General features: G+C 56.7%; 12 protein-coding genes and 3 pseudogenes. 12 read left to right on the forward strand and 3 right to left on the reverse strand.

Annotated elements, in window-relative coordinates:
* Positions 1–8 precede the first annotated feature (8 nt).
* The 9 genes and pseudogenes from AB4Z13_RS16245 (at position 9) to AB4Z13_RS16285 (ending at position 17,073) form a co-directional block, all read left to right on the forward strand.
* The gene (locus AB4Z13_RS16245; RefSeq protein ID WP_442206336.1) at positions 9–482 is read left to right on the forward strand and encodes a hypothetical protein; all 474 of its coding nucleotides are present in this window, start codon (positions 9–11) and stop codon (positions 480–482) included.
* A 213-nt stretch (positions 483–695) separates the two neighbouring features.
* Positions 696–860, forward strand: a complete 165-nt coding sequence (locus tag AB4Z13_RS16250; protein WP_442206337.1) for a hypothetical protein — start codon at positions 696–698, stop codon at positions 858–860.
* A 156-nt stretch (positions 861–1,016) separates the two neighbouring features.
* Positions 1,017–1,418: a hypothetical protein gene (locus AB4Z13_RS16255; RefSeq protein WP_442206338.1), complete on the forward strand. Its 402-nt coding sequence runs from the start codon at positions 1,017–1,019 to the stop codon at positions 1,416–1,418.
* A 3,927-nt stretch (positions 1,419–5,345) separates the two neighbouring features.
* The gene (locus tag AB4Z13_RS16260) at positions 5,346–11,435 is read left to right on the forward strand and encodes a hypothetical protein (protein ID WP_442206339.1); all 6,090 of its coding nucleotides are present in this window, start codon (positions 5,346–5,348) and stop codon (positions 11,433–11,435) included.
* Positions 11,436–11,588: 153 nt separating this feature from the next.
* Positions 11,589–13,712 carry a type I secretion system permease/ATPase gene (locus tag AB4Z13_RS16265; RefSeq protein ID WP_442206361.1) on the forward strand — a complete coding sequence of 708 codons (2,124 nt, stop codon included), beginning with the start codon at positions 11,589–11,591 and terminating at the stop codon, positions 13,710–13,712.
* The gene (locus AB4Z13_RS16270) at positions 13,709–15,184 is read left to right on the forward strand and encodes an HlyD family type I secretion periplasmic adaptor subunit (RefSeq protein WP_442206340.1); all 1,476 of its coding nucleotides are present in this window, start codon (positions 13,709–13,711) and stop codon (positions 15,182–15,184) included. Before AB4Z13_RS16265 ends, AB4Z13_RS16270 begins: the two co-directional genes overlap by 4 nt.
* Positions 15,185–15,359: 175 nt before the next feature.
* Positions 15,360–15,575, forward strand: coding sequence for a hypothetical protein (locus AB4Z13_RS16275; RefSeq protein ID WP_442206341.1), 216 nt, complete (start codon positions 15,360–15,362; stop codon positions 15,573–15,575).
* A gap of 176 nt (positions 15,576–15,751) precedes the next feature.
* Positions 15,752–15,871 (forward strand): annotated as a pseudogene (locus tag AB4Z13_RS16280) (CopG family transcriptional regulator); the annotation flags it as partial.
* Between the two features lie 602 nt (positions 15,872–16,473).
* A complete protein-coding gene (locus AB4Z13_RS16285; RefSeq protein ID WP_442206342.1) occupies positions 16,474–17,073 on the forward strand; it encodes a hypothetical protein in 600 nt (199 codons plus the stop codon).
* A 60-nt stretch (positions 17,074–17,133) separates the two neighbouring features.
* On the opposite strand, the gene AB4Z13_RS16290 is transcribed toward AB4Z13_RS16285, so the two are convergent.
* Together AB4Z13_RS16290 and AB4Z13_RS16295 are read right to left on the reverse strand one after the other, a co-directional pair.
* Positions 17,134–17,385: a hypothetical protein gene (locus tag AB4Z13_RS16290; RefSeq protein ID WP_442206343.1), complete on the reverse strand. Its 252-nt coding sequence runs from the start codon at positions 17,383–17,385 to the stop codon at positions 17,134–17,136.
* Positions 17,386–17,827: 442 nt separating this feature from the next.
* Positions 17,828–18,234 (reverse strand): annotated as a pseudogene (locus tag AB4Z13_RS16295) (DUF1515 domain-containing protein).
* 314 nt (positions 18,235–18,548) lie between these two features.
* Between AB4Z13_RS16295 and AB4Z13_RS16300 the strand changes: the two are divergent.
* From AB4Z13_RS16300 to AB4Z13_RS16310, 3 genes are all read left to right on the forward strand, one after another.
* The gene (locus tag AB4Z13_RS16300) at positions 18,549–18,701 is read left to right on the forward strand and encodes a hypothetical protein (RefSeq protein WP_442206344.1); all 153 of its coding nucleotides are present in this window, start codon (positions 18,549–18,551) and stop codon (positions 18,699–18,701) included.
* A gap of 99 nt (positions 18,702–18,800) precedes the next feature.
* Positions 18,801–19,064: a DUF982 domain-containing protein gene (locus tag AB4Z13_RS16305; protein ID WP_442206345.1), complete on the forward strand. Its 264-nt coding sequence runs from the start codon at positions 18,801–18,803 to the stop codon at positions 19,062–19,064.
* Between the two features lie 111 nt (positions 19,065–19,175).
* Positions 19,176–19,565, forward strand: coding sequence for a hypothetical protein (locus AB4Z13_RS16310; RefSeq protein WP_442206346.1), 390 nt, complete (start codon positions 19,176–19,178; stop codon positions 19,563–19,565).
* A gap of 514 nt (positions 19,566–20,079) precedes the next feature.
* Here the strand turns inward: AB4Z13_RS16310 and tnpC are convergent.
* Positions 20,080–21,668: pseudogene (tnpC, locus tag AB4Z13_RS16315) on the reverse strand (IS66 family transposase).
* Positions 21,669–21,685 lie beyond the last annotated feature (17 nt).

Here is a 21,685-nt window from a genome sequence, read left to right on the forward strand (position 1 = left end):
AAAGATGAATGCTCAACGATTATCAGCGCCGGTTCCTTGCACTCTTGGTCGAGCACGAAGCGCGCTTTCTTGTCATCGGTGGCCAGGCCCGGGAACATTATACCGACACCCATACTCGCGACCTAGATATTTTGATCGATATCGAACCACCGACCGACAATGTGGAAAGAGCCCTGCAAGAATGGAAGCGGCGCTATCCGATCCACACCATGCTGGATCTGGAACCTCCGTTGGCCCTGCGACCGATGGTGCAGATGCAGTTCCCAGACGATGTATGCGCTTACCAAGACGACAATGGCAATGTGAGAGAGATAGAGCCGAAGGATGGCGTGGACGTTTTGACATCCCTTCCCGGCTTTCGGTTCGCTGACCTCTATGCTCGTGGCAATGACGTAGATATCGGCGGCATTTTCGTTCGCATCTTATGCGAACCCGACGTCACGCAGACGACCAAGCGAGGAAAGTTCTACTTCGCCCGATAAACCGCTTCGTTATCCCAATCTATCCGTAGCCCCTTATAGGAAGTATGCCGCATCTTTTCGTCATGCGGCGAGGCGTCTTCGAGCTCAGGGATGAGTGTCGTCTATTGACGGTGGACCTTACGACTCCAGATCCGCCCCATGAGCAAGATCCCATCGCCAAAAGTATCCGAGAACCATCCGGATCGTTTTCTACAATGCCAGGATGCGATGCACGTGGCCTTCAAAGAGCTGATCGAAAACGCCGTAGAGGCGGGATGGCGCCCTCAGGAAGCTCTAGTCTCCCTCATCGAACTTGCCGACAATGAAGCGCTGATGATGGAAGCGAATGCCGAGGTCGAGGCGGCGTTGAAAATCCTGAAGCGTAAGGGTCTGTTCTAGGAATCAGATGCGCTTGACTCCTGCAAAAACGAGAACATAATAAGAACACCTTGCAAGGTGAGCGGGCCGCGCAGCCGCCTCCTAGTTTCGACACCGAAGAGCGCTGCGCGGCCTGCCTTTGAAGAACTGCACCACTTCGAACATAGGACGACGGCTATGAGCAATCTGCCGAGCGACATTTCATGCGAAGAGTATGAAGATCCGACGGGCACCTACTGGACGCCACCAGAACCTTTGACGATCGACCAGATCCATCCCGACATTCGTGCGGTTCTGGTCGGGGCTTTAGGCCGCCGCGGTCCCGCTTTGCTCGTGACAACAGAAGGGCATGGAAAGTTTGAATTCTATACAGCCGGTACTGTCGACATGGCATCTTGCGTTCCAGTAGGAAGCTTCACCATCGCGATCGACAGAGAGACTAATCGAGCGTGCGGCGTATGCCATCGCGACGGAGAGATCGGCATTACCGAGCCGATGAAATTCACGTTCAGGGGTGACATCGATCTCGCTTTTGCCGACTTCTATTGCCTGGCCAAGGACGAAGGCCACGTGTCTTGATGCCGCTCTCCGCCAATTCAGCCTGACACGTGTATCAGCCGAAATACAAATGGCGAGAAACGTGGCCTGGCGAAGGCAAACAGGATTTTTGCGGCTATGAAGGGGATGACCTCGTCGGCCGCGTTCGGCTCGACACCACGACCTCTGGCAAAGAGCACTTATGGCGCTGGAACGGTGGCTTTGCCTCATGGGTGCTGCAACGGATCATGCCGCAACAAGGATGGGCGGACACCGCACGAGAGGCGTGCCGACTGGCTGAAGAGCACTATCAGAGGCTTAAAGAAAGAAATGGGCGGTGAACCGGAACAAACGGGGCGCCACTGTAGTTTGACATGGGATCGTGCGGCGAGACTGTCTCCAACAGTGCCCTCTATGGCCATCGCTGTGCTATCCAATCCCTGTGAACTCCCCCCAGAAAAACTAGCCCGCTTCGGCGGGCTCTTTTTTTCCACGGGTGTCAGGCTGCATTTCTCCGACATTTTACGGATATCATTCGCCCTGGCCGAAAGCGCCAAATAAACTGGCGTCTGACTTTGGTCCGATTGCACACCGTGGTTCGTCCGCTAGTTTCTGTCCCGCTGATGACGCGAACTCAGCACGAAAAGGGTGTCTCTCCCTGACCGGGAGGCACCCTTTTCAATTCGCCACTAAGAGATCCGACCGAGCGGGGAAACCCGATCTTTCGTCATTTTGCGACCTCCCCTCGCACTGCCAGCGCCGCGCTGTTCTTCTCTCCTCGCGTATAGGAGGGCATTTCACATTGCAGCGCAGATCTACAGCGCATACCGAGGTGCGGCCCGATCAGCACAGGGATCATGCCTCTGCCTTACCCCATCATAACGTGTCAGTCCCAACATACTATTTTCAGTTGTCTCTCGCTAGCTTTCGCGCGATAATGCGTTTGGAGACACGTTACCCATAAGCGTGGGGTTCAGACATGAACGATAGAAACTCCGTTACAGACCGTGTGATCGATGGCCTTGTGCCGTCGAGCTTTTTCTAGGTCTGGCGACCGTCGTTGCGCTGGCAGCAGCAGTCGTATCAACGATTGGTCATGTTGCGGGTTTTGGCCATGAGGTGAGCGTGACCGCCACGCTGTATGCGACCTCGGGTGTCTTGCTGCTCTTTACTTTTTTGACATTCCTAGCGTCAATCGAAGTACAGCATTTCACCTCAGATTGATCATGGTAGCGCGCGCCCGGCGATGAGGTAGGGATCAGCATTTTGGCTGTTGCCAACTACAGGTATTCTGATATGGGTTCGGCGCCACCTTCGTTTTCCTGCGGAGGTTAGCGAGTGTGGCTGGGATCGGGAAGAATACCGACCTTCCCGTTCCTTTATGCCTCCTAATGATGACCGCAGAGACGAGTCATCATCAGGAAGTTCCGCAGCGCTCCTGGATTGAGCGACATCTCTCCTACTGGTCGATCGTGCGGGTGTACTGGAACGTTCACATTAGAGCTTTGCGGTGCAACTTGGACGTTCCAAGAACATTTGCGGAACTACACCAGGAGACGATGGAGGGCGGCGACAGCTCAGCTGATGATGCTCGATCCGGTTGGGGTTACCGTCTTGCCGGCTTAAACCGAAAAAAGGCACGCTACCGGTCAAATGGAAGCGGCTGGGCGGTCGCATGTGATGAACGGCAGGTCCTCCGCGGCCGTGACGGCTCCGACCTGCCATGCAGCACCGATCGCGAGATGTGGGCCAACGGTTACAGTGTTCGTATAAGCGATGAAGGAAAAGGTCGAGCGTCTGCTATTTGGAATGAAATTCGCTTCGCAGGACATATGAACGGCGACCTCGGAGAACTCAGGCAGGAAGGTAACTGCTGGATCAATAAACGCGTTCGAATGTGCGTAAATGAATAAAGCCTCGGATAGGTTACAGCATGGGGATCGTCGCAGATTTGCGGGTGATGTAGCTACTACATCAGGTGATTCTTAATGGCGAATTTTCGGAAACGTTAGTTCCAACTATTTCGCAAAGTGGGACTGCGCGGTCCAGTAAATCAATGTGCTTATTACTACCACCGATAATAGTAAATTCCGCCCGCGGGAGGCAACGGAAAGCGATGCTGCAATCTCACGACCCAATAACTACCGTAATTCCCAATAGTTAAGGTAAAAAGAATTTTAACCAAGAGAGGCGAGCCAATTGGCGCGCAGCTTCGGGCATGTTCGGGCGCTTTAATGCAGCTTTTTGTTGAATAAAGCTTACGGCACCCTTGTGCGGGAGCGAATTTTTTGAAACAGATAAACTTAAGGTTAAGAAAACAACTGCTCACGTTTGAGGTGGGGGCTCTCGCAAGTTTCGGTGATTAGCAGTTGCGTCGACCGGATGCCGCTGGGGGCAGGGATTGACGTTGGTGGCCCGCGAACTCGGACTGCTTAGGTAGAAAAGGACTCTTTGGCGAGTGAGCCGCAGCAAAGCAGACAATAGTCTCAAAAATAGCTGAAGACTTGTCTTTCTTGGTTTATCATCACGATATGACGTCATCTAAAGGGAAGAATATGCATTCAGCAGCTAAATATCTTAATGTAGATGGCTTCGTTGGTGCCGCGATAATATTGTTGTTTCCATTTTTATTTCTCATAATTCAAGAAACTAGAGAAATTATATTTTATAAAAAAAATAATTGGAATTTCGATTTAGACAGTAATATTGGATCCAAGATGTATAAGGGAGAGTCGACCGATGAGAGGGATCTTGTTACAAACAGATCTAGGGTCTTGTATGGTAGGCCGTTTCTTATTGTATTGTTTTTGGTGCTGCTGATTTCGCTTTCGACAATTCTCTTGTCGAAGTAAATTTCATCTTATCTGAACAGGTGATAATATGGACATTAAGAGCTTGTTGAGTGATCAGGAATATACGAATTCAAGTTGGGGATTTTCAGCCAAAGGGCAATTCGTGCATGCCTACAACGGGCGATGGGGGGCTGTTTCGGTTACGGCCTCCTTTCCCGTTTCAAAGATTGGCTGGCCTAGTTCAGTGCAAGTTACAGCGGGCAATTTCGGCGCACTCGGACTGTTCGATCCCGAAACAGGCGCCCCAAAGGGGTTCGGGATTGGTTTCGCTCGCACAGAAACCAATGCGACTGGCTATATCTCAGGCTTCGCTGGCCCTGTGCTGAGTGGGGACGGGCTGGGTTTAACCACCAGAGTATCGTTTGGAGGGCACCTGCGTTATAATGGAACAAATATTCGCGCCTTGGGCTACAGCATCTCCGTCTCGCAAACCGTCATTTCTGGTGACCCCGTCAATGAACCGTTTTTCTATGGCGCTGCCGCAAACCCTACATCGGTGTGGAGCCCGGAAGTGCTTCATACCCGCCCCAACCCGCAATGGGCGTATGATGCTACATCACTTCAACAGAAATTTGCGGACACCCTCGTTGATTGGACTGGATGGGATACCCCCAAGGAGCAGATGCATCCCGAGGATTGGGGTGGATTTCAGATAGCACCGGCACTCGCGGTTTCCCAGAGGGCCCCACTGTCAATTGAAGCACGGGATGAGCGCGCGGCGGCCGTACTTGCGGCCGACTTGAGATCCGCGCTGTCAATTGAAGCACGGGATGAACGCGCCGCTAACTTTACACCGAGGCCCATACCCCGCGTTTCAGAGGCGCCCAACATCCAGACACAACGGCGGGAGCAGTTGTCGGTTCGACAATCCGGTGGTTATTCACAAACCCCGTCGAGATCAAATGGTGGCCTTTCCCCAACTGAGCGAGATGAGCGCAATTCGACGACAAGGTCCCGGAGCACTCCGCAGACTTATGCGGGTCAGGAGCGCGCTCCTTCAAAATCTTCTTCGTCCCGAGGAAACATCCAGGACCAGCGTCGCGAACAGGCTGAGACGCGCTCGTCTCGGAGACCTGTTCTCCTCGATTTGAGCGGCACCGGGTTAAGCGTCGAGACATTGTCAACCTCCTCCAAATTCCTGGATCTCAACGGCGATGGCTACCAACATCGTACCGCCTGGGCGGGAGCCGGCACCGGTGTCCTTGTTCTTGACGCCGACAGTGACGGTAAGATCAGCCGGTCAAGCGAATTCGCCTTTAGTGAATGGGATTCTACGGCGACGAGCGATCTTGAGGCGCTGAAACATATCTTCGACACTAACGGCAACGGCAAGCTCGACGCGGGCGACGCGCAATGGTCAAAGTTCCGGGTGGAAGTCAACGGGCAGTTGGTAACCCTAGACAGTCTCGGCATTACCTCGATCGACCTAACGCCGACCGGCAGTGGTCAGACGTTCGAAGATGGGTCCACCATCACCGGAACAACCACGTTCACCCGCGCCGATGGCACAACAGGTACCGTCGGCGACGCCAGGCTGGCGAACGATAACGATGCCTATATCGTCAAGACGACCAGCACCACAAAGGCTGACAATTCGATCGAGAAGACGATCCTCGCCTACAATTCCGACGGCAGCCTCGCCTTCCGCAACGTCGTAACCACAAGCGCCGATGGGAAAAGTATCCAGACGCAGTTCGACGATGACGGCAACGGCACGTTCGATCGCTCGCAGAACAATGTCCTTGTTGTCGATGCTGCCGGTGTGCGGACGAAGACCGTTTCGAACTTTAATACCGACGGATCGCTTGCGGATCGCACCACGACGGTCACCAGCGCCGATCATCTGACGGTGACGACCACCCTGGACGATGACGGCGACGGCGTTGCCGATCAAAGGCAAACCTACGTCCGCAATGCTGACGGATCGAATACGACCACGACCGAGAAACTCAGCATCAACGGCACGGTCATCATGAGGACCAAGGTCGACACCAGCGCCAACGGCTTGACGAAGACCACGTCCGTCGACGTGGATGCTAACGGCACGGTTGAGGACATCATCACCGAGACGACCGTAGTCGGCAGCGATGGCTCCCGAACCAAGACCGTCGATGACAAGAGCTCGGCCGGCAAGCTTCTCAGCCGCACGATTACCGTTACCAGCGCCGATAACAAGACCAGTACGGTGACGGAAGATGAAGACGGCAATGGCACCGTTGATACGAAGAGGGTGTCACTGACGACGACAGGATCGTCGGGCGACATCTCGGTTGCGACCTCCGTCTATAACGGCAACGGCACGCTCCGAGGCAAGGAGGTCATGACGACATCGGCCGACGGGCGCTCCACAACGACCTCATCCGACCAGACCGGCGACGGTATCTATGACCTGGTCGAAAGCGACGTCACTGTGGTCGGCACGAACGGAGCGGTAACGCAGACGGTTCAACAAACAGCTGCTAATGACAGCCTGCTTTCGAAGGTCGTGACGACCAGAAGCGCCGACGGCAAGACGATAACCGAAACCGCCGATACCGACGGCGATGGCGTCGCCGACCACCTAACAGCATTCAGTACCAATGCCGCCGGCTATAAGAATCAGGTCGTCAGCGTTCTGAATGCGGACGGCTCTCTCGTTTCCAAGGTGTCAAGCCTCGCGTCTCCCGACGGACTCGCACAAACGATAGACACTGATGCAGACGGGGACGGCACGGCCGAGCTCCTCTATGTCGCTTCAACCACGGCCAATGCCGACGGCGGCAAGACCGAGACATCTTATTCGAAGAGCGCAAACAGCACTCTTCTGAACAAGACGATCACTATCACCTCGGCCGACAGCCTCACGCAGACGGTCACGACCGACAGCAACGGCGACGGGGTCATCGATCTGCGCAGCAGCGATACGCTCAGCCTGCTCGCCGATGGCACGCGCACGGAGACGGTGAAGACCACAAGCGGCGACGGAACGTTGTTCAGCCAAGTCTATACCGTCACTGCCGCAAACCGCCAAGTAACGACGGTCAACACCGACGCCAATGGCGACGGGGTCTATGACAAGATTGTCAGCAGCACCAAATATGTCGGCGGCAACACGGATTCCTACACCCGTAATTTCGCGGCCGATGGTACCGTGATCAGCAAGACGGCGACGGCTGTCACTGCGAGCGGCCTCGCCACTCTGACGAGCAGCGACCTGAATAACGATGGCATCATGGACAGTGTGGTCCAAGACCTCACGTCCTTTTGGTCCAACGGAACCAGGACGGATTCCCACTATGTGAAATCCAGCAATAACACCGTGCTTAGCCTGGACTCTATAGAGACCAGCGGCAACAAGCTTTCCATCCTGACCAAGCGCGATTTGAATGGCGACAGCACCTTCGATATTCTCATTCAGGACACCACCGTGCTCGGAACCGATGGTTCTCGCACGCAGACGGTGACGACGAAGAGCGCTGACAGCACTCTCTCCAGCCAGACCAGAACCGTGACTAGCGGCAATGGCCTGCAGGTGCGCAGCGACGTTGACGCCAATGGCGACGGCAGCTTCGAACGCAGCACGCTGTCGACCAAGACGCTCAACAGCGACGGTTCGACGACGCAGACGAATACTGTCACCGCGGCCGATGCGAGCCTAATCGGCAAGTCGGTCACCACGGTCAGCGCCGACGGCAAGTCCAGCCAGGCGACATTTGATATCGATGGCGATGGCTCCAACGATCGCAAGGAGACAGTGTCTGTCGCGACAAACGGCCTGCTGACCGACACCGTCGAAACCTACAAGGCGGACGGAACGCTGGCGAGCCGCGCGGTTTCGACGGTGTCAGCAAATGGCCTCACCATGACAACCAAATCCGATCTCGATGGCAACGGCACCTTCGAGGAGTCGACGTCGAGCACGCGTACTGTCGGCGTAAATGGCGCAACGACCGAGGTCTTCTCCCGCTTCGACGCCAACAATGCGCTCGTCGAGAAGACGACAATAGTCACCTCGGCGGATGGAAAGACAAAGTCGACGAGCTGGGCGGATGCGAGCGGCGCTACGAAGCGTTCGATGACCGATGCGATCGTCCTAGCCCAGAATGGTTCGACGACGGAAACGCTGTCCTACCTGAAGGCCGATGGGTCGCTTGAAAGCAAGACAATCACGACGACCGACGCCCATGGTGTCTTGAAGACGACGACCAAGGACGTCGACGGCAACGGCGTCATCGATCAACGCATCACCGAGACGATCGCCAGCAACGGCTCCAAGCAGCAGAAATTCCAGGATCTGACTTCGACTGGCACCGTCAAGAGTTCGGCGACGATAACGACTTCGGCCAGCGGCTTCAGCACCACCGCGGACTATGACACCAACGGCGACGGCACCGTCGATAGGCGGATCGCATCCGCCCTCGCGATTGCCGCTACCGGCGTGCGCACGACCGTCGTCCAGGAATCGGTTGCCGGTACGGGCGGGCTGGCGCTTGCCAATAAGCTGACAACGACAGTCTCCGGCAATGGCCTGCAGATCCAGACAGACTTCGACAAGGGTGGCGATGGCACCATCGATCAGTCGCGCAGCGATACGACGACCCTGAACTCCGATGGATCGCGTGCACAGGACGTGAAAACCCTCAGCGGCACCACCCTCACCAGCCGCTATATGACGACGACCAGCGCCAACGGCCTGACGGTCAACCAGCAGTGGGATCCTTCCGGGACGGGCACCTACTCGCAAACCTCTGACGACGTTACCGCGCTGAATGCCGACGGAACCAAGGTGCGCACCGTAACCAACCTCAGAGCGGACGGTTCGGTCATCTCCAAGTCGGTGACCACGGTCGACAAAACCGGCAATGTTGTTCGTACGACCGATACGCGCCCAGCCTTCGGTGACAAGGGGACGAAGACGGAGACGACGCTGCTTGCCGATGGGGCGACACGCGTTACCGTTACCAGCACCGACGCGAACAATGTCCTCACCGACAAGACGGTTATGCTCACCAGCGCGGACAAGGCGCGTGTAACGATCGAGCGCGATATCAACGGCGATGGCACGGTCGATCAGCGCCAGCAGACAACGACCGCCAATACCGGCGTCCAGACGTCCGTCATCACCGATCTCAAAGCAGACGGCACGCTTGCCGACAAGACTACCACGACGGTTTCGGCGGACGGTCGCCAGACAACTATCGTCTGGGACTACGACGGCAACGGCACCAACGAACGCCAGCGGATCATAAACGATACGATCCGCGCCGACGGCGGTCGCACGACGGTCAGCACTGACACCGATCTTGTGACCAATAAGGTGGCGGCCGTCACGACGACCGAGTTGTCGTCCGACGGCCAGATGACAACAACGACTAAGGATGTCAACGGCGACAATATCGTCGACCAAACCGAGACGGTCACCAAGGATCTCTTCGGCAATACAAGGAGCGTTGTAAGCAACAACACGACTGCCCGCAACGCCTCCTATCTCTCCTCCGGCGGCGTTTACTGGAAGCAGGCGATTGCGGCCAAGCTGGAAACGTCGACATCGGCCGACGGCAGGACGAAGACGACGCGCTACGACTATGACGGTGACGGCATCTTCGAGGTCACCATGCAGTCTACTCAGCAGATCGACGGTTCGGTCGAGACGAAAGTGACCGAAACGACAGCGGCCAACGCCGTCGTCGGAACAGGCACCATCTCGACGAGTGTCGACGGCTTGATCACCAAACTGGTCAATGATGCTGATAACAACGGTACCACCGATCACACCGAGACCTCCGTCAAACATATCGATGGCTCGATCACGCTAACGAAAGTCGATCTTGGCAGTGGTGGTTCCGTAACGAAGACCGTAATCGATATCGTCAATGCGCTTGGATCGCTCTCCTCCCGCACGACGACGGATTCACTTGGTCGCAAGACCGAACAAACAATCGTTGCTGCTGACGGAAGCTCAGTGACGACGAAATATGATGCAGCAAGTGGATCAGTGTTAAGCATCACGAACGCAAATCAGGCCGGACTTCCCGTCAGCGCCAAGTTCTTCGACGCGACCAACAAGGAGTCGTGGCGCCAAATCGATCAAACATACAATGCTGCCGGGCAGTTGACGATTTACGATCGGACCAATGACAATGGCACGCGCTACCGCGAGGACTATGATCCCGCGGGTGCGTGGGAATGGAACTTGATTCAGTCATGGTACGATGTTGCAGGGAACCTTAACCCGACTGCCCAGACCACCCACAATGACAACGGATACACGTATTACTACACTTACGACGTGGCGAACTCCCTGCCCCTGTCAAAGAGTATAATTACACAAGATGGATCAAACTCGACGATCCGCGAACAATATTACTACGACAACGGGGTATACCACGACTACAACGACGACCCCCATAATGTCGCCCCTTATAGTTATACTATAAATTCCTATCAGCTTGTATCTGGAAAATATTTGTTGGTCTGGTGGGAGGATTTCAGGGATGACAGTAAGAAGTCAGTATATAGTCACACCGATAATGACTACCTCTTGCAATACAGCTGGGATACTATAGTTACGAATTATGATCCCTACGGACACCCACGATACAGAGACTACTATTACGACGATAAGTCCCATGTTCACGAAGACCTTACTAATCCAGTTCTGCTAGATCTAAACGGCGACGGCCATGTCGATCTCCGCCCCCTTGACCTGGGCAATGGCGGCGCAAACGCGTCCTTCGATTGGGACGGCGACGGGGTAATGGACGAAACCGCCTGGGTCGGTCCGAATGATGGGTTCCTTGCCATCGACCTCGGTGTTGACGGTGTGGCGGGAGCGGACGGCTTGATCGATCAGGCACATGAACTCGCCTTCGCAAGTTGGGCTGACCCGGACGATAGCTTGGGCCTGTCCGATCTCGACGGTCTCCGCCTCGTCTTCGACACGAACCACGACAACGTTCTTGATGCCAACGACGCCCGCTGGAGCGAATTCCGGATCTGGCGCGACAGCAACCAGAACGGGGTCAGTGACGCCGGCGAACTGCTCACCATGTCGGAAGCCGGTGTCAAGCTCGTCAACTTGATCCCAAATCCAGGAGGCGCCCAAGCATTCGACGACGGCTCCTCGATATCAGGCACAAGCAGCTACGAGACAACGAACGGGCAGACCCATCTTGTGGCGGATGCAAGTCTTGGTTGGCTGAAAAACACTAATGGTGTTGCCGCGTGAGCGTTGAAATGATCGCCTGCACTATGGCGACGCACAATCGATTGATGTGCGTCGTTTCTCCGATCGATGCGCAGGGCAGCGTCAGTGATCGTCAGCGCTGACCCGGCCGTCGCAGAAACAGCCAAAACCGTAGAGCATGAAGCCACCGCCGAGATCATCGACAGCGGGCTTGCGGCTCTGTGTGCGATTGCTGGGTATTTCCGGATTGCAGCTCAGCCGGCCACACTTGCTAGAGATCTGGCGGTCACGGGTCCATCTGGCGCAACTGACCTGCTGCGCGCGGCCAAGAGCCTTGGCCTGAAGGCACGCATTGTACCGGCCCGCGATGCCGCCAAACTCGCCTCGCTTCCCGCGCCATCCGTTGCCATGCTTTTGGACGGCTCATTCGCGGTCTTCGGCGGCCCGATGGGCGACGGAACGTTCCGGCTTGTTGACCCCGTCGCCTTTTCCGCACGCAGTGTTTCTGCGGAGGATCTGCTCACTGCAACCGCTGGCCGGTTCATCCTTGTACAGCGGCGCTTCTCCGGACCGGGCGCGTCGCCAAAGAGCTTCGGTCTGCGCTGGTTCCTGCCGGCGATCTGGCGTTACCGTCAGGCTTTTGGTCACGTTCTGATCGCGTCGCTGATCGTGCAGATCTTCGCGCTGATCACGCCGCTATTCTTCCAGGTGGTCGTGGACAAGGTTCTCGCCCATCGCAGCTATTCGACCCTCATTGTCCTCGTCGTGGGGCTTGCCGCCGTTGGCCTCTTCGACGTCGTGCTGCAGTATCTCAGGACCTATGCACTGTCGCATACGACGAACCGGATCGACGTGGAACTTGGGCGCCGCCTGTTTCGCCATCTCCTCAATCTGCCGCTGAGCTATTTCGAGACCAGGGCCACGGGTCAGACGATCGCCCGGGTGCGCGAGCTTGAGACGATCCGGGCCTTCCTGACCGGCCAGGGATTGTTCTCGGGCCTCGATCTCATCTTCACCATCGTCTTCATCGCGGTGCTGTTTTCCTACTCGTCGAAACTCGCCTGGATCGTGGTGGCCTCGATCCCGGTCTATATTGCCATCGGTGTGCTCATCCGTCCGCTCCTGAAGGACCGCATCGACGAGAAGTTCGAGCGCGGCGCCTATAGCCAGCAGATGCTCGTCGAGACCGTGGTCGGCATCCAGACGATGAAGGCTGCCGCCGTCGAGCCGGTCGTGGCGGCGCAATGGGAAGAGCGTCTCGCCGCCTATGTTCAGTCCTCGTTCGCCGCGACCATGCTTGCGGCCAAGGGCCAGAACGCCATCCAGTACGTCAACAAGATCACCTCGGCTGCCCTGCTATTCCTCGGCGCGCAGGCCGTCATCGATGGGGAACTGACCGTCGGCGCACTCGTCGCCTTCAACATGATTGCCGGCCAGGTTTCGCAGCCGATCCTGAGATTGTCGCAACTCTGGCAGGACGTCCAGCAGGTCCAGGTTTCCATCGACCGGCTGTCCGATATTTTGAATGCACCTGCCGAACCGCGCCCCGCGGTCGCAATCAGCCTGCCGAAGCCGAAAGGCGCGATCGCCTTCAAGGGCGTGAACTTCCGCTATACGCCCGAAGGGCAGGATGTCCTGAAGAATATCAACTTTGCCGTTCGGCCCGGCGAGGTGATCGGCATCGTCGGGCCGTCCGGTTCCGGCAAGTCGACGCTCACCAAGCTCGTGCAGCGCTTCTATATCCCGAACAGCGGTCAGGTGTTCGTCGACGGCCAGGATATCGCCCAAGTCGATCCTGCCTGGCTGCGGTCGAATATCGGCGTGGTGCTGCAGGAGAACATGCTGTTCAACCGGACGATCCACGACAATATCTGCCTGGTCAATCCGGCAATGTCGCGGGCCGCCGCCATGCAGATGGCCCGGCTTTCCGGTGCTGACGAGTTCATCTCGAAGCTGCCGCGCGGTTATGACACGATCATCGAGGAGCGCGGCGCCAACCTCTCAGGCGGTCAGCGTCAACGGCTGGCGATCGCGAGAGCGCTGGCCACCAACCCACCCATCCTCATCCTCGATGAAGCGACCAGCGCGCTCGACTATGAAAGCGAGCGGATCATCCTTGCCAACATGCGAGAGATCGTGCGCGGGCGCACCGTGATCATCATCGCCCACCGTCTGGCGACCGTGCGCCACTGCGACCGCATTATCGGCATGAAGGATGGCCGTATCGTCGAGGAGGGCACACACGAGACATTGCTGACCCGCGAGAACGGTCTTTATGCGCATCTTTGGCAATTGCAGACGGCGCCGGTCCAGCCATGAACCAGACCGTCCGCCCGCCCAAGGTGCCGAAGAAGCCACCGCGCAAGCCGCGCGATCATACCGCATTCTTGCCAGCTGCCCTTGAGATCCTGGAGACACCGGCATCACCGATCAGGGCCGCCCTCATCTGGTTCATCTCCGTCTTCGTGATCCTGGCGATCGTCTGGAGTTACTTCGGAAGGTTCGACATCGTCGCGACCGCCCAGGGCAAACTGCAGCCGACGGGACGGGTGAAGGTCATCCAGTCGCTGGAAACCGGCAAGACAGCGGCGATCCCCGTCGCCAACGGTTCAAAGGTCAAGGCCGGCGACATCGTCGTCGAACTCGATCCGACGGAGACCAGGGCAGAGGTCGATGCGCTGCTGGCAAGCCTGCGATCGCTTCGCGCCGAGGTTACCAGGCGAACCACCGCGAGAGCGCAGGTCGAGGCCTGGCAGCGTGGCGGCCTCTGGACAAGTTCGTGGACGATTTCGGCGCCACTTACCTTCGGAGAGGATATCCCTCTGTCCATCAGAACCCGAGAGGTAGCGCAGTTCGAGTCATCGCTGGAGCAATTGGCCTCGTCGCTTGCCAATCTCTCCTCGCAACGAGGGCAGCAGCTCGCATCGCTTGGTCGGTTCAATCGCATGGTTGCCGCCCAGAAAAACCTGATCGCCACCATGGACGATCGCGTGGCGATGCGCTCCCAACTGATGGAGTCGAGCGCCGGCCCGCGCGCCGGTGTCATCGATGCGATGGAAGCTAAACAGCGCGCGGAAGCGGACCTTGCTGAACAGATCGGTCAGGCCGATGAAGCGGCCGCAGCTCTGGCCGTTGCGACCAGTGAAGGCGAGAAGGCGATCAAGACCTTCATCGCGGAGAATGTCGAAAAGCAGACCGAGGCGGAGCGGCAGATCGACGAACAGGAGCAGCAGCTCATCCGAGCACAGAAGAAGCTGGACGCCATGACGATCAAAAGCCCGATCAACGGGACGGTGCAGACATCCGCCATTACGACCGTTGGCCAGGTGGTCATGGCCGGCTCGGAGCTGATGCGGGTCGTGCCGGAAAATGCGGTGCTGGAGATTGAGGCTTATCTGCCCAACCAGGACATCGGCTTCGTTGCGCCGGGTCAGACAGCCGTGATCAAGGTTCAGGCCTTTCCGTTCACGCGCTACGGGGTGATTGAGGGGAGAGTGACGCGGGTTGCGACGGATGCCATTCCGGAGCCTGATGCACAACAGCTCGAAGGCCAACCGGACAAGCAATTACAGAGCTCAATGCCGATCGGTAATGCGCAGAGGGTTCAGAACCTAGTGTTCCCGATCACCGTTGTGCCCGACGTCAACAGCATCGACGTAGACGGCACCTCCGTGGCGCTATCCCCGGGCATGGCCGTGTCGGTAGAGATCAAGACGGGCAGCAGGCGCATCCTAGAATATCTGTTCTCGCCAATGGCCGAAGTGTCGTCGGAGGCGATGAAGGAACGGTGACTCGCCTGATATCGTTGCGGCGGTCGTTACTCGCCACCGGCGCCCTCGCCGCTTTCAGCTTGTCCTTCAGTCCCGAGAGGACATCTTCGGCCGCGTACAGTCCGATACGACGACCATTTGATTGACTTGGACGCGACCGATGCAACCGCATCGAGTAACACGAATTGGAGCCGCCATGACCCCTGCTCGTTTCACAGAATGCCTTTTGCACATCCGTTGGACGCCAATAAATCTTGCGAGTGCGTTGCAATGCGATCTGTCGTGGGTGGAGGCACTGGAATCCGGGAATGCTGAAGTTCCGTCGGGGTTAGCTGCATGGCTGGCGACGCTTGCTCAGTGCCATGAAGCAGCTGGCATCCCTCAGACATACCGCGGGCGCGGGCAGGAGTGAGAAAAGAGATGCAACTGCTGAGCAGATTCGTGTGCCTGTTTATGGTGGCTTCCGTTCTCGGCGGCTGCGGCTTTTTCTATCCAGCGCCCCCGATCAAGGATCCGGTGATCGTCTACAACTCTAACTGCGGCGATTGCCCCAGAGAATCACGGTCGGCCGAGAAATGATCACATGCCATAGCTCCCCTTCTAGAAGACGCCGCCAAGCGAATAGAGGGCATTTCCACGCGGGATTTGCAGATCCTACTGCGCCGGGCCGCACTGGTCGTTCGGAACGCCGGTTCGAACGCCTTGGATTACAGGACCGAAACAGTGCCGACTGGGAGAAAATTCAATGCGATTTTTAGCTGCTATACTAGTTGCCGTCGCGACCGCCGGCACGGCGAATGCAGAGATGACGATATCATATCATTGGAACAAGGAATGCGTTGACGGCAAATCTCCGCCGATCACGTTCTCTGCTGTTCCCGAAGGAACAGTCAAGTTTGATATTGTTGGGGATGCCGCGAACGCTGGCGAGTTCTTTCGGGGTCTCGCGAGGCCCGATTACGCCCGGAGAGAAATGCCCCACGGGACATTCCAGTACAACTTTCCGTGCCCGCCGTTTAGCAGCCGATTCTACCGTTGGACGGCCAAGGCACTCGACGCGAAGGGAAAAACGCTCTCTATCGCTAGAAAGGAGAAGTTGCCGCTTCCCTCTTCAAGGGGTGGCCACAAGCGCCCATCCCCACCCTACTGAGATTGTTGCTTTTCTCAGCGCTCGATGTCCTCCCACCAACTCACCAAAGGCTGCGGTCGATGAGCTAGACGAAAATGGTGAAGTGGATGGGACCGCTTGACTAAGATGGAGTAATTTCGACGAGCACCATGGTCGCGGATTCGGTGGGGGAGTATCAGGAATGTCGATCGTGTTAAGAAGTTTGTCGCTACTGGTTGGAATGACATTGGCAGCGCCAGCCTTTAGCAATTGCTTAACCGCCAATGAGACCAAACAGGGCGTGCTGCTGACCAGAAAAGTGCCTTTCTATTCCGTATTCTACAAGCCAAACGGTCCAGGCCTCACAGAACAGCGACTGATGGAGAGTAACCACTCGCTGCAGCCGGTGTCGGCTGTATATCTGCATCCCTTGCTCGTCGAAACGAGAGTTGGTGCCACCAAGCAAGAACTGAAATACGCGAATGCGATTGCGTTGGACGATCTACCACAGAAGAAGAATTGGCAGTCTGACACTACGCTTTTCCTCAATGGCCAAGAGTCCGTTTCGGGTACGACTTTTATTAGGTTCGACGGCTGGGGAGAGGAAACTATTGCAGGTTGTTCGTACAAAGTTTGGGCCATCAATAGCCGTCTGGAATTGACCGGATTACCTCCGATAATTTTCGAACAATATTATTCCCCTGAGCTTCGTCTCGTTCTTCGTTCGGTAAGACTAGACCCTTCCAACCAGCCAATGAGCGAGGTTCGCTTTGATCGATTTGAAATTGGCTGGGGCAACTAATTGACCTTGACCTGATTGTCGGCACAAAAGCTTGATAGCTGCATTTGGGCCCACTTGATCTCAACCGCCAGCATTATTTTCGGAGCTCGGTTCGGCCCTTTTTGGAGTGCCGGCGGTCTTGAACTGCACCCAAGCGAATACAACAAGGGAAGCCAGAAAAGGAACGCCGAGAAGAACCGCGAGATAAGTCATCAGTGGAGCATCATGGATTCCGAAGAACAGTTCCTGAGCGGCGCATTTGTCTGCCATGTACCCCGTGAAATGGTCGCACTTGCCGGCATCAGGGAATAAAAACAAAACCCCGTCAAACACGACGAGGCCGCCAAGGGCGGCTGCTGCGGAACAACACTCTTGCCTCAAGGCGCTTGAGAGACAGCTCCGGCTTCGTCTTTTGAACAGACAAAAGTAGCTTGCCGAACAGAAAGCACACGACTGTTCCCGCAAGCTGGGCAATTATGATTGTATAGATCTGGTCGATCGCGGGGTTTAGGACCTGGGCAGTGAATGCTGCCAGGAACGCCACCAGCCCAAGCAGTGAAACTGCCGACACCGCCGTAAGTCCGGCTCGGGTCACGACAGCACGGTAGAGCCCATATAACGCCCCGGCGATCAGCGCTATTGGGACGAGACCAATGGGCCAAGGAAGGGATAGATCAAGCATGCTGCGACTATGCCTGATCGAATGCGTTACTCAACCAAATTGTGCACTAGGTACAAACAGGACCCGTGTTCGTGCCGCGGCTGCGGAGCGCGACTAGTCAATCTTCAGCCAATGCCGAACGGCAGCCACAGCGCCATCCCCACGTAGGCTATGATGCCCCCGATCGTCAGACCGGCGAAGGCTATCAGACCTGATATCCCTACCCCGAGCGTCTTCATGCGTTTCCACTCCTCAAGGGCCGGCTGAACAGACGCGTGGTTCCTGTCCACGGTTTCCTTGAGGGCTTTGATCTCCTCTCGTATCTGGGCGTCGACACCGCCACTAATTGCGACTGTGGTGTCGAGGTGACCGATCTGCTTGGCCTGGCTGTCGAGCCTGGAATGGATGACCGTCCTGCTTTCGTGGGCATTCTGCTTCTCCTCCTGGAAGTCTTCCCGAATTCGCTTTACCCCCTCCTCAACGCGGCCGAGAGCGCGAAGGATATCGTCATTCGAAGTCATTAAGCCCCTGCCCTTTCAATGCCATTTCAACCAGTGCTCCCGCGCCGGCATGCGGATAATGAAAAGGCCGCCAAAAAGAGCGGCCCGGATTGACGATAAACGATGATGCGCGTATTCGACCCGCCGCCACGCTCCGCCCGACGCGGTGGCAACGGGGAGGCCCGGTCAGCACGAGGGATCGGGCCTTTGCCTGACAACAGGCTCATCTCAAATTCCATTACCAGTTTCAGGGGGCGACTTTTCGCTCACCACATGTGAGGGTTAGTCCTTCTGCCCACGCCGTGATGTTCTCCTGACAAACAGGAGGCAAAGCGATGAACTGGTTCCATATCGCAATACAGCTCGACAGCACGCATTGGCTTGTCATTTTCATCCACGAGAACGGCGTCGTTTCGCCGGTGTTGGACAGCGACGATTTCGTTGACGTGATCCTGGATCAGGCCAACAGCCCGCTGCATGACGACTGACCCATGTCACGCCTTTTTCACGCGACAGTATGCATCTTCACGTTTAGTTTTTCGCGCGAAACTGGTCAGCCAGGCGATATTGCTGTGGGGTACTGCGTTATGAAATTCGACATGTCGACCGAATTTGATCAAGTCATCCTCATCTTCGAGGATCCAGGCCGCCGGCTGATAGTTCGAACTGTTCTTGAGGCTGCCAACGCTTTGATCGAGGAGTGGCCATCAGATGATGGCGAGGAATTTCTAACCGCGGTGAAAGCGTGTCTCGACGTTATGACCGGGAAAGCCAGCAGCGACGAGCTGAGAAGTGCAATCCTTCGAGCGGCTAATGAAGCCGGTGTCGGCGCGGTCGCCGTACTTCATTGAAATCTCCGCACGTATCGAGCCGCTCGTCGGGCCGAACCGAATGGCCGCCTTTATCCGCGACGCGATCGAGAACGAGTTGGCTCGCAGAGAAGGCGACAGGGAGAAATAAGCATGACAGCAGTGCTAGTGGTGCGTCAGATTTTCATCCGGCTGCTCCTCGTGATCCCCTTCATTCTGGCATTTTACACCATAGCCACGCCGCTCAATCTGCTCGTTCTCTGCATCTATGTTGTCAAACTAAGGTTGCCTGACCCCATATCAGTTTTCGAACTTTCGATCGTGTCCCGTTTCACAGCTAAACAATTGTCCGATCAGCGAGAAGGGAGCGATGAGTTTCGATCGATAGCGGAAGCTTTCGGTTTCGCGGGAGAACGGATCACTAGCGATGACGTGAGATTTGGTCCTGCAAAAGTCGCGGTAGATACAGTCTTCGACATCATCGAGGCCATTATCTTTTTGGTCCTCCTGGGTAGCGGCATTCTAATGCTTCTATTCCGATAACTTGCGCCACGTCGCATAACCGTCCCCTCTTATGATGATGGGGCGATGGGCTATACACGGTTCAGCGGAATTCGCTCGCTTAGATACATCGGATGTGACCTAGTAACGCGCTTGGTCCGTTTGGTACCTGTTCCGGCATCTGAGCTTTTTGGAGCCCGCTTCTTTCACCCTTAGCGGGCTCCTTCTTTCAGCATCGCGTGATGATCGGGTACGGGGATCAGCCATTGTGAGGAATTGCACTTACAGGTGTATTCTAAGCATAGTATACACGCCGGCCTCGCTTCTCCGACAGCTAGTTCTTCCAATTCCCAGCAATTAGTTCAAGGAGCGGCGCCGGCACTTAATGATGACTGGACTCCGACCGCTTCCAAGGAAACCCCGCGCTTTCGCGGAATTCTTTGTTCTGGCGAAGGGACGAAGAGGAGGAAGATAATGGTAAGCGCGATTTTCGATGCGCATTGACGGCTGCGGCAGCGCTAAACCGCCCTCGCATCGGTGGCGATATCCAGCTCTATTAGGTGGCAGCAGTTTTGGAGAAGTTGAATGGTAGCAGGTCGCCGATGTCGGCGGCTTCATCGCGCTGCGGTAGCTGAGTTAGCACGTGGCGCAGCCAGGTGAGTGGGTCGACGCCACAGGCGCGGCAAGTCAGCATCAGACTGTAGATCACGGCGCTGGCCTTGGCTCCGTCGGCGGTATCGCTGAACAGCCACGATTTTCTTCCGGTCGCAAAACTCTGATCTCGCGTTCCAAAATGTTGTTATCGATCGGCATCCTGCCGTCGCTGGTATAGCGTGTCAGGTAATCCCATTGGTTCAGGGTGTAGGACACCGCATCGCCGAGCTTGGTATCCGGCACGGCTTTTGGCGCGATATCGTCGAGCCACGTCTTTAGGGCGTTCAGGACAGGCAAGCTGTGCTGTTGCCGGAAACGGTGAATGCAGTCGGCCTGCGTTTCACCGGCGTCAGGCTTTTTGTCTCGCGCCTGCTTTTCGATCCGGTAGAGCTGCTCGAAGAACCGGAGTGCCTGCTCCGGCGGTCCGCCTCCATTCTTCCTGGTTTTGAGGGCCTCGACGAAGCGCCGCCGGGAATGGGCCATGCACCCGACATGGGTTGCGCCATGCAATGTGCGCCATGCGGTGTAGCCATCAGTCACCAATATCCCGCGGTAGTCACCGAGGAAGGTCTGCGGGTGGACCTGGCCGCGGCCCGGTTGATAATCGAGAAGCACGATCGGCTGGTCACTGTTCTCGCCGCTGCGGTATGCCCACATATACGACGTGCTGGTGGCTTCCTTGTCCTTTTCCTTCAGGACCTGAACTGTCGTCTCATCACCATGAATGAGAGGCTGCGATCGCAGCCGCAGCTTCAGCCCATCATAGATGCGGTGCAGATGCTTCTGGCTTGAGCCGATGACCCAGTGAGCGAGAGCGCCACGGCTGATCGGTACGCCGGCCCGCTCGAATGTCTGAGCCACACGATATAGCGGTGTACCGTCGACGTATTTGTGGACGAGCGCGAAGGCTAACGTCGAGGCGGTAGCAATGCTGCCTGGCAGGGGCTGCGTCGGCATCGGTGCGACCACGACAGGCGTGTTGATCCCGGTGCGGTCGCAGCGGCGGCAAGCGTACTTGAACCGCACATTCTGCAGGACTTTTGCCTTGACCTCGATATGGAGCTGTTCGCTAACGGCCTCGCCCATGCGATGCATTTGGCCGTTGCAGCAGGGACAAGCCTTCTGATCGTCGGCAAGGTCATATTCGACACGCTCGCGTGGCAGGTCTTCCGGCAGAGGTCTGCGGCCCCGCTTTTTACCCGGGGCCCCCTCGACCGCCGGCAGGCCCGTGTCCGGGAGATCGGCGACGTCGTCGCCATAATCACGATCATCCTCGTCCGAGGCCTCTTCGGCTTCGTTGAACAGGCGATCAATATGCTTTTCGCTGCGGGGGGCAAAGCGATGCAGCCTTGCCAGTGCCAGCTCCTCTTCCAGCTTGACGACCCGTCGCGAGAGCGCGTCCTTCTCGGCTTTGAGCACGGCGATTTCGGCAGCATTTGCCGCCAACTGCGCCATCAGCTCTGCAACGCTTGGTTCGCCGGTCCGAGTCATCAGAGTCTTGAATCTGA

The organism is Rhizobium sp. YAF28, assembly GCF_052113285.1.
In the GTDB taxonomy this organism is placed as follows: domain Bacteria; phylum Pseudomonadota; class Alphaproteobacteria; order Rhizobiales; family Rhizobiaceae; genus Rhizobium.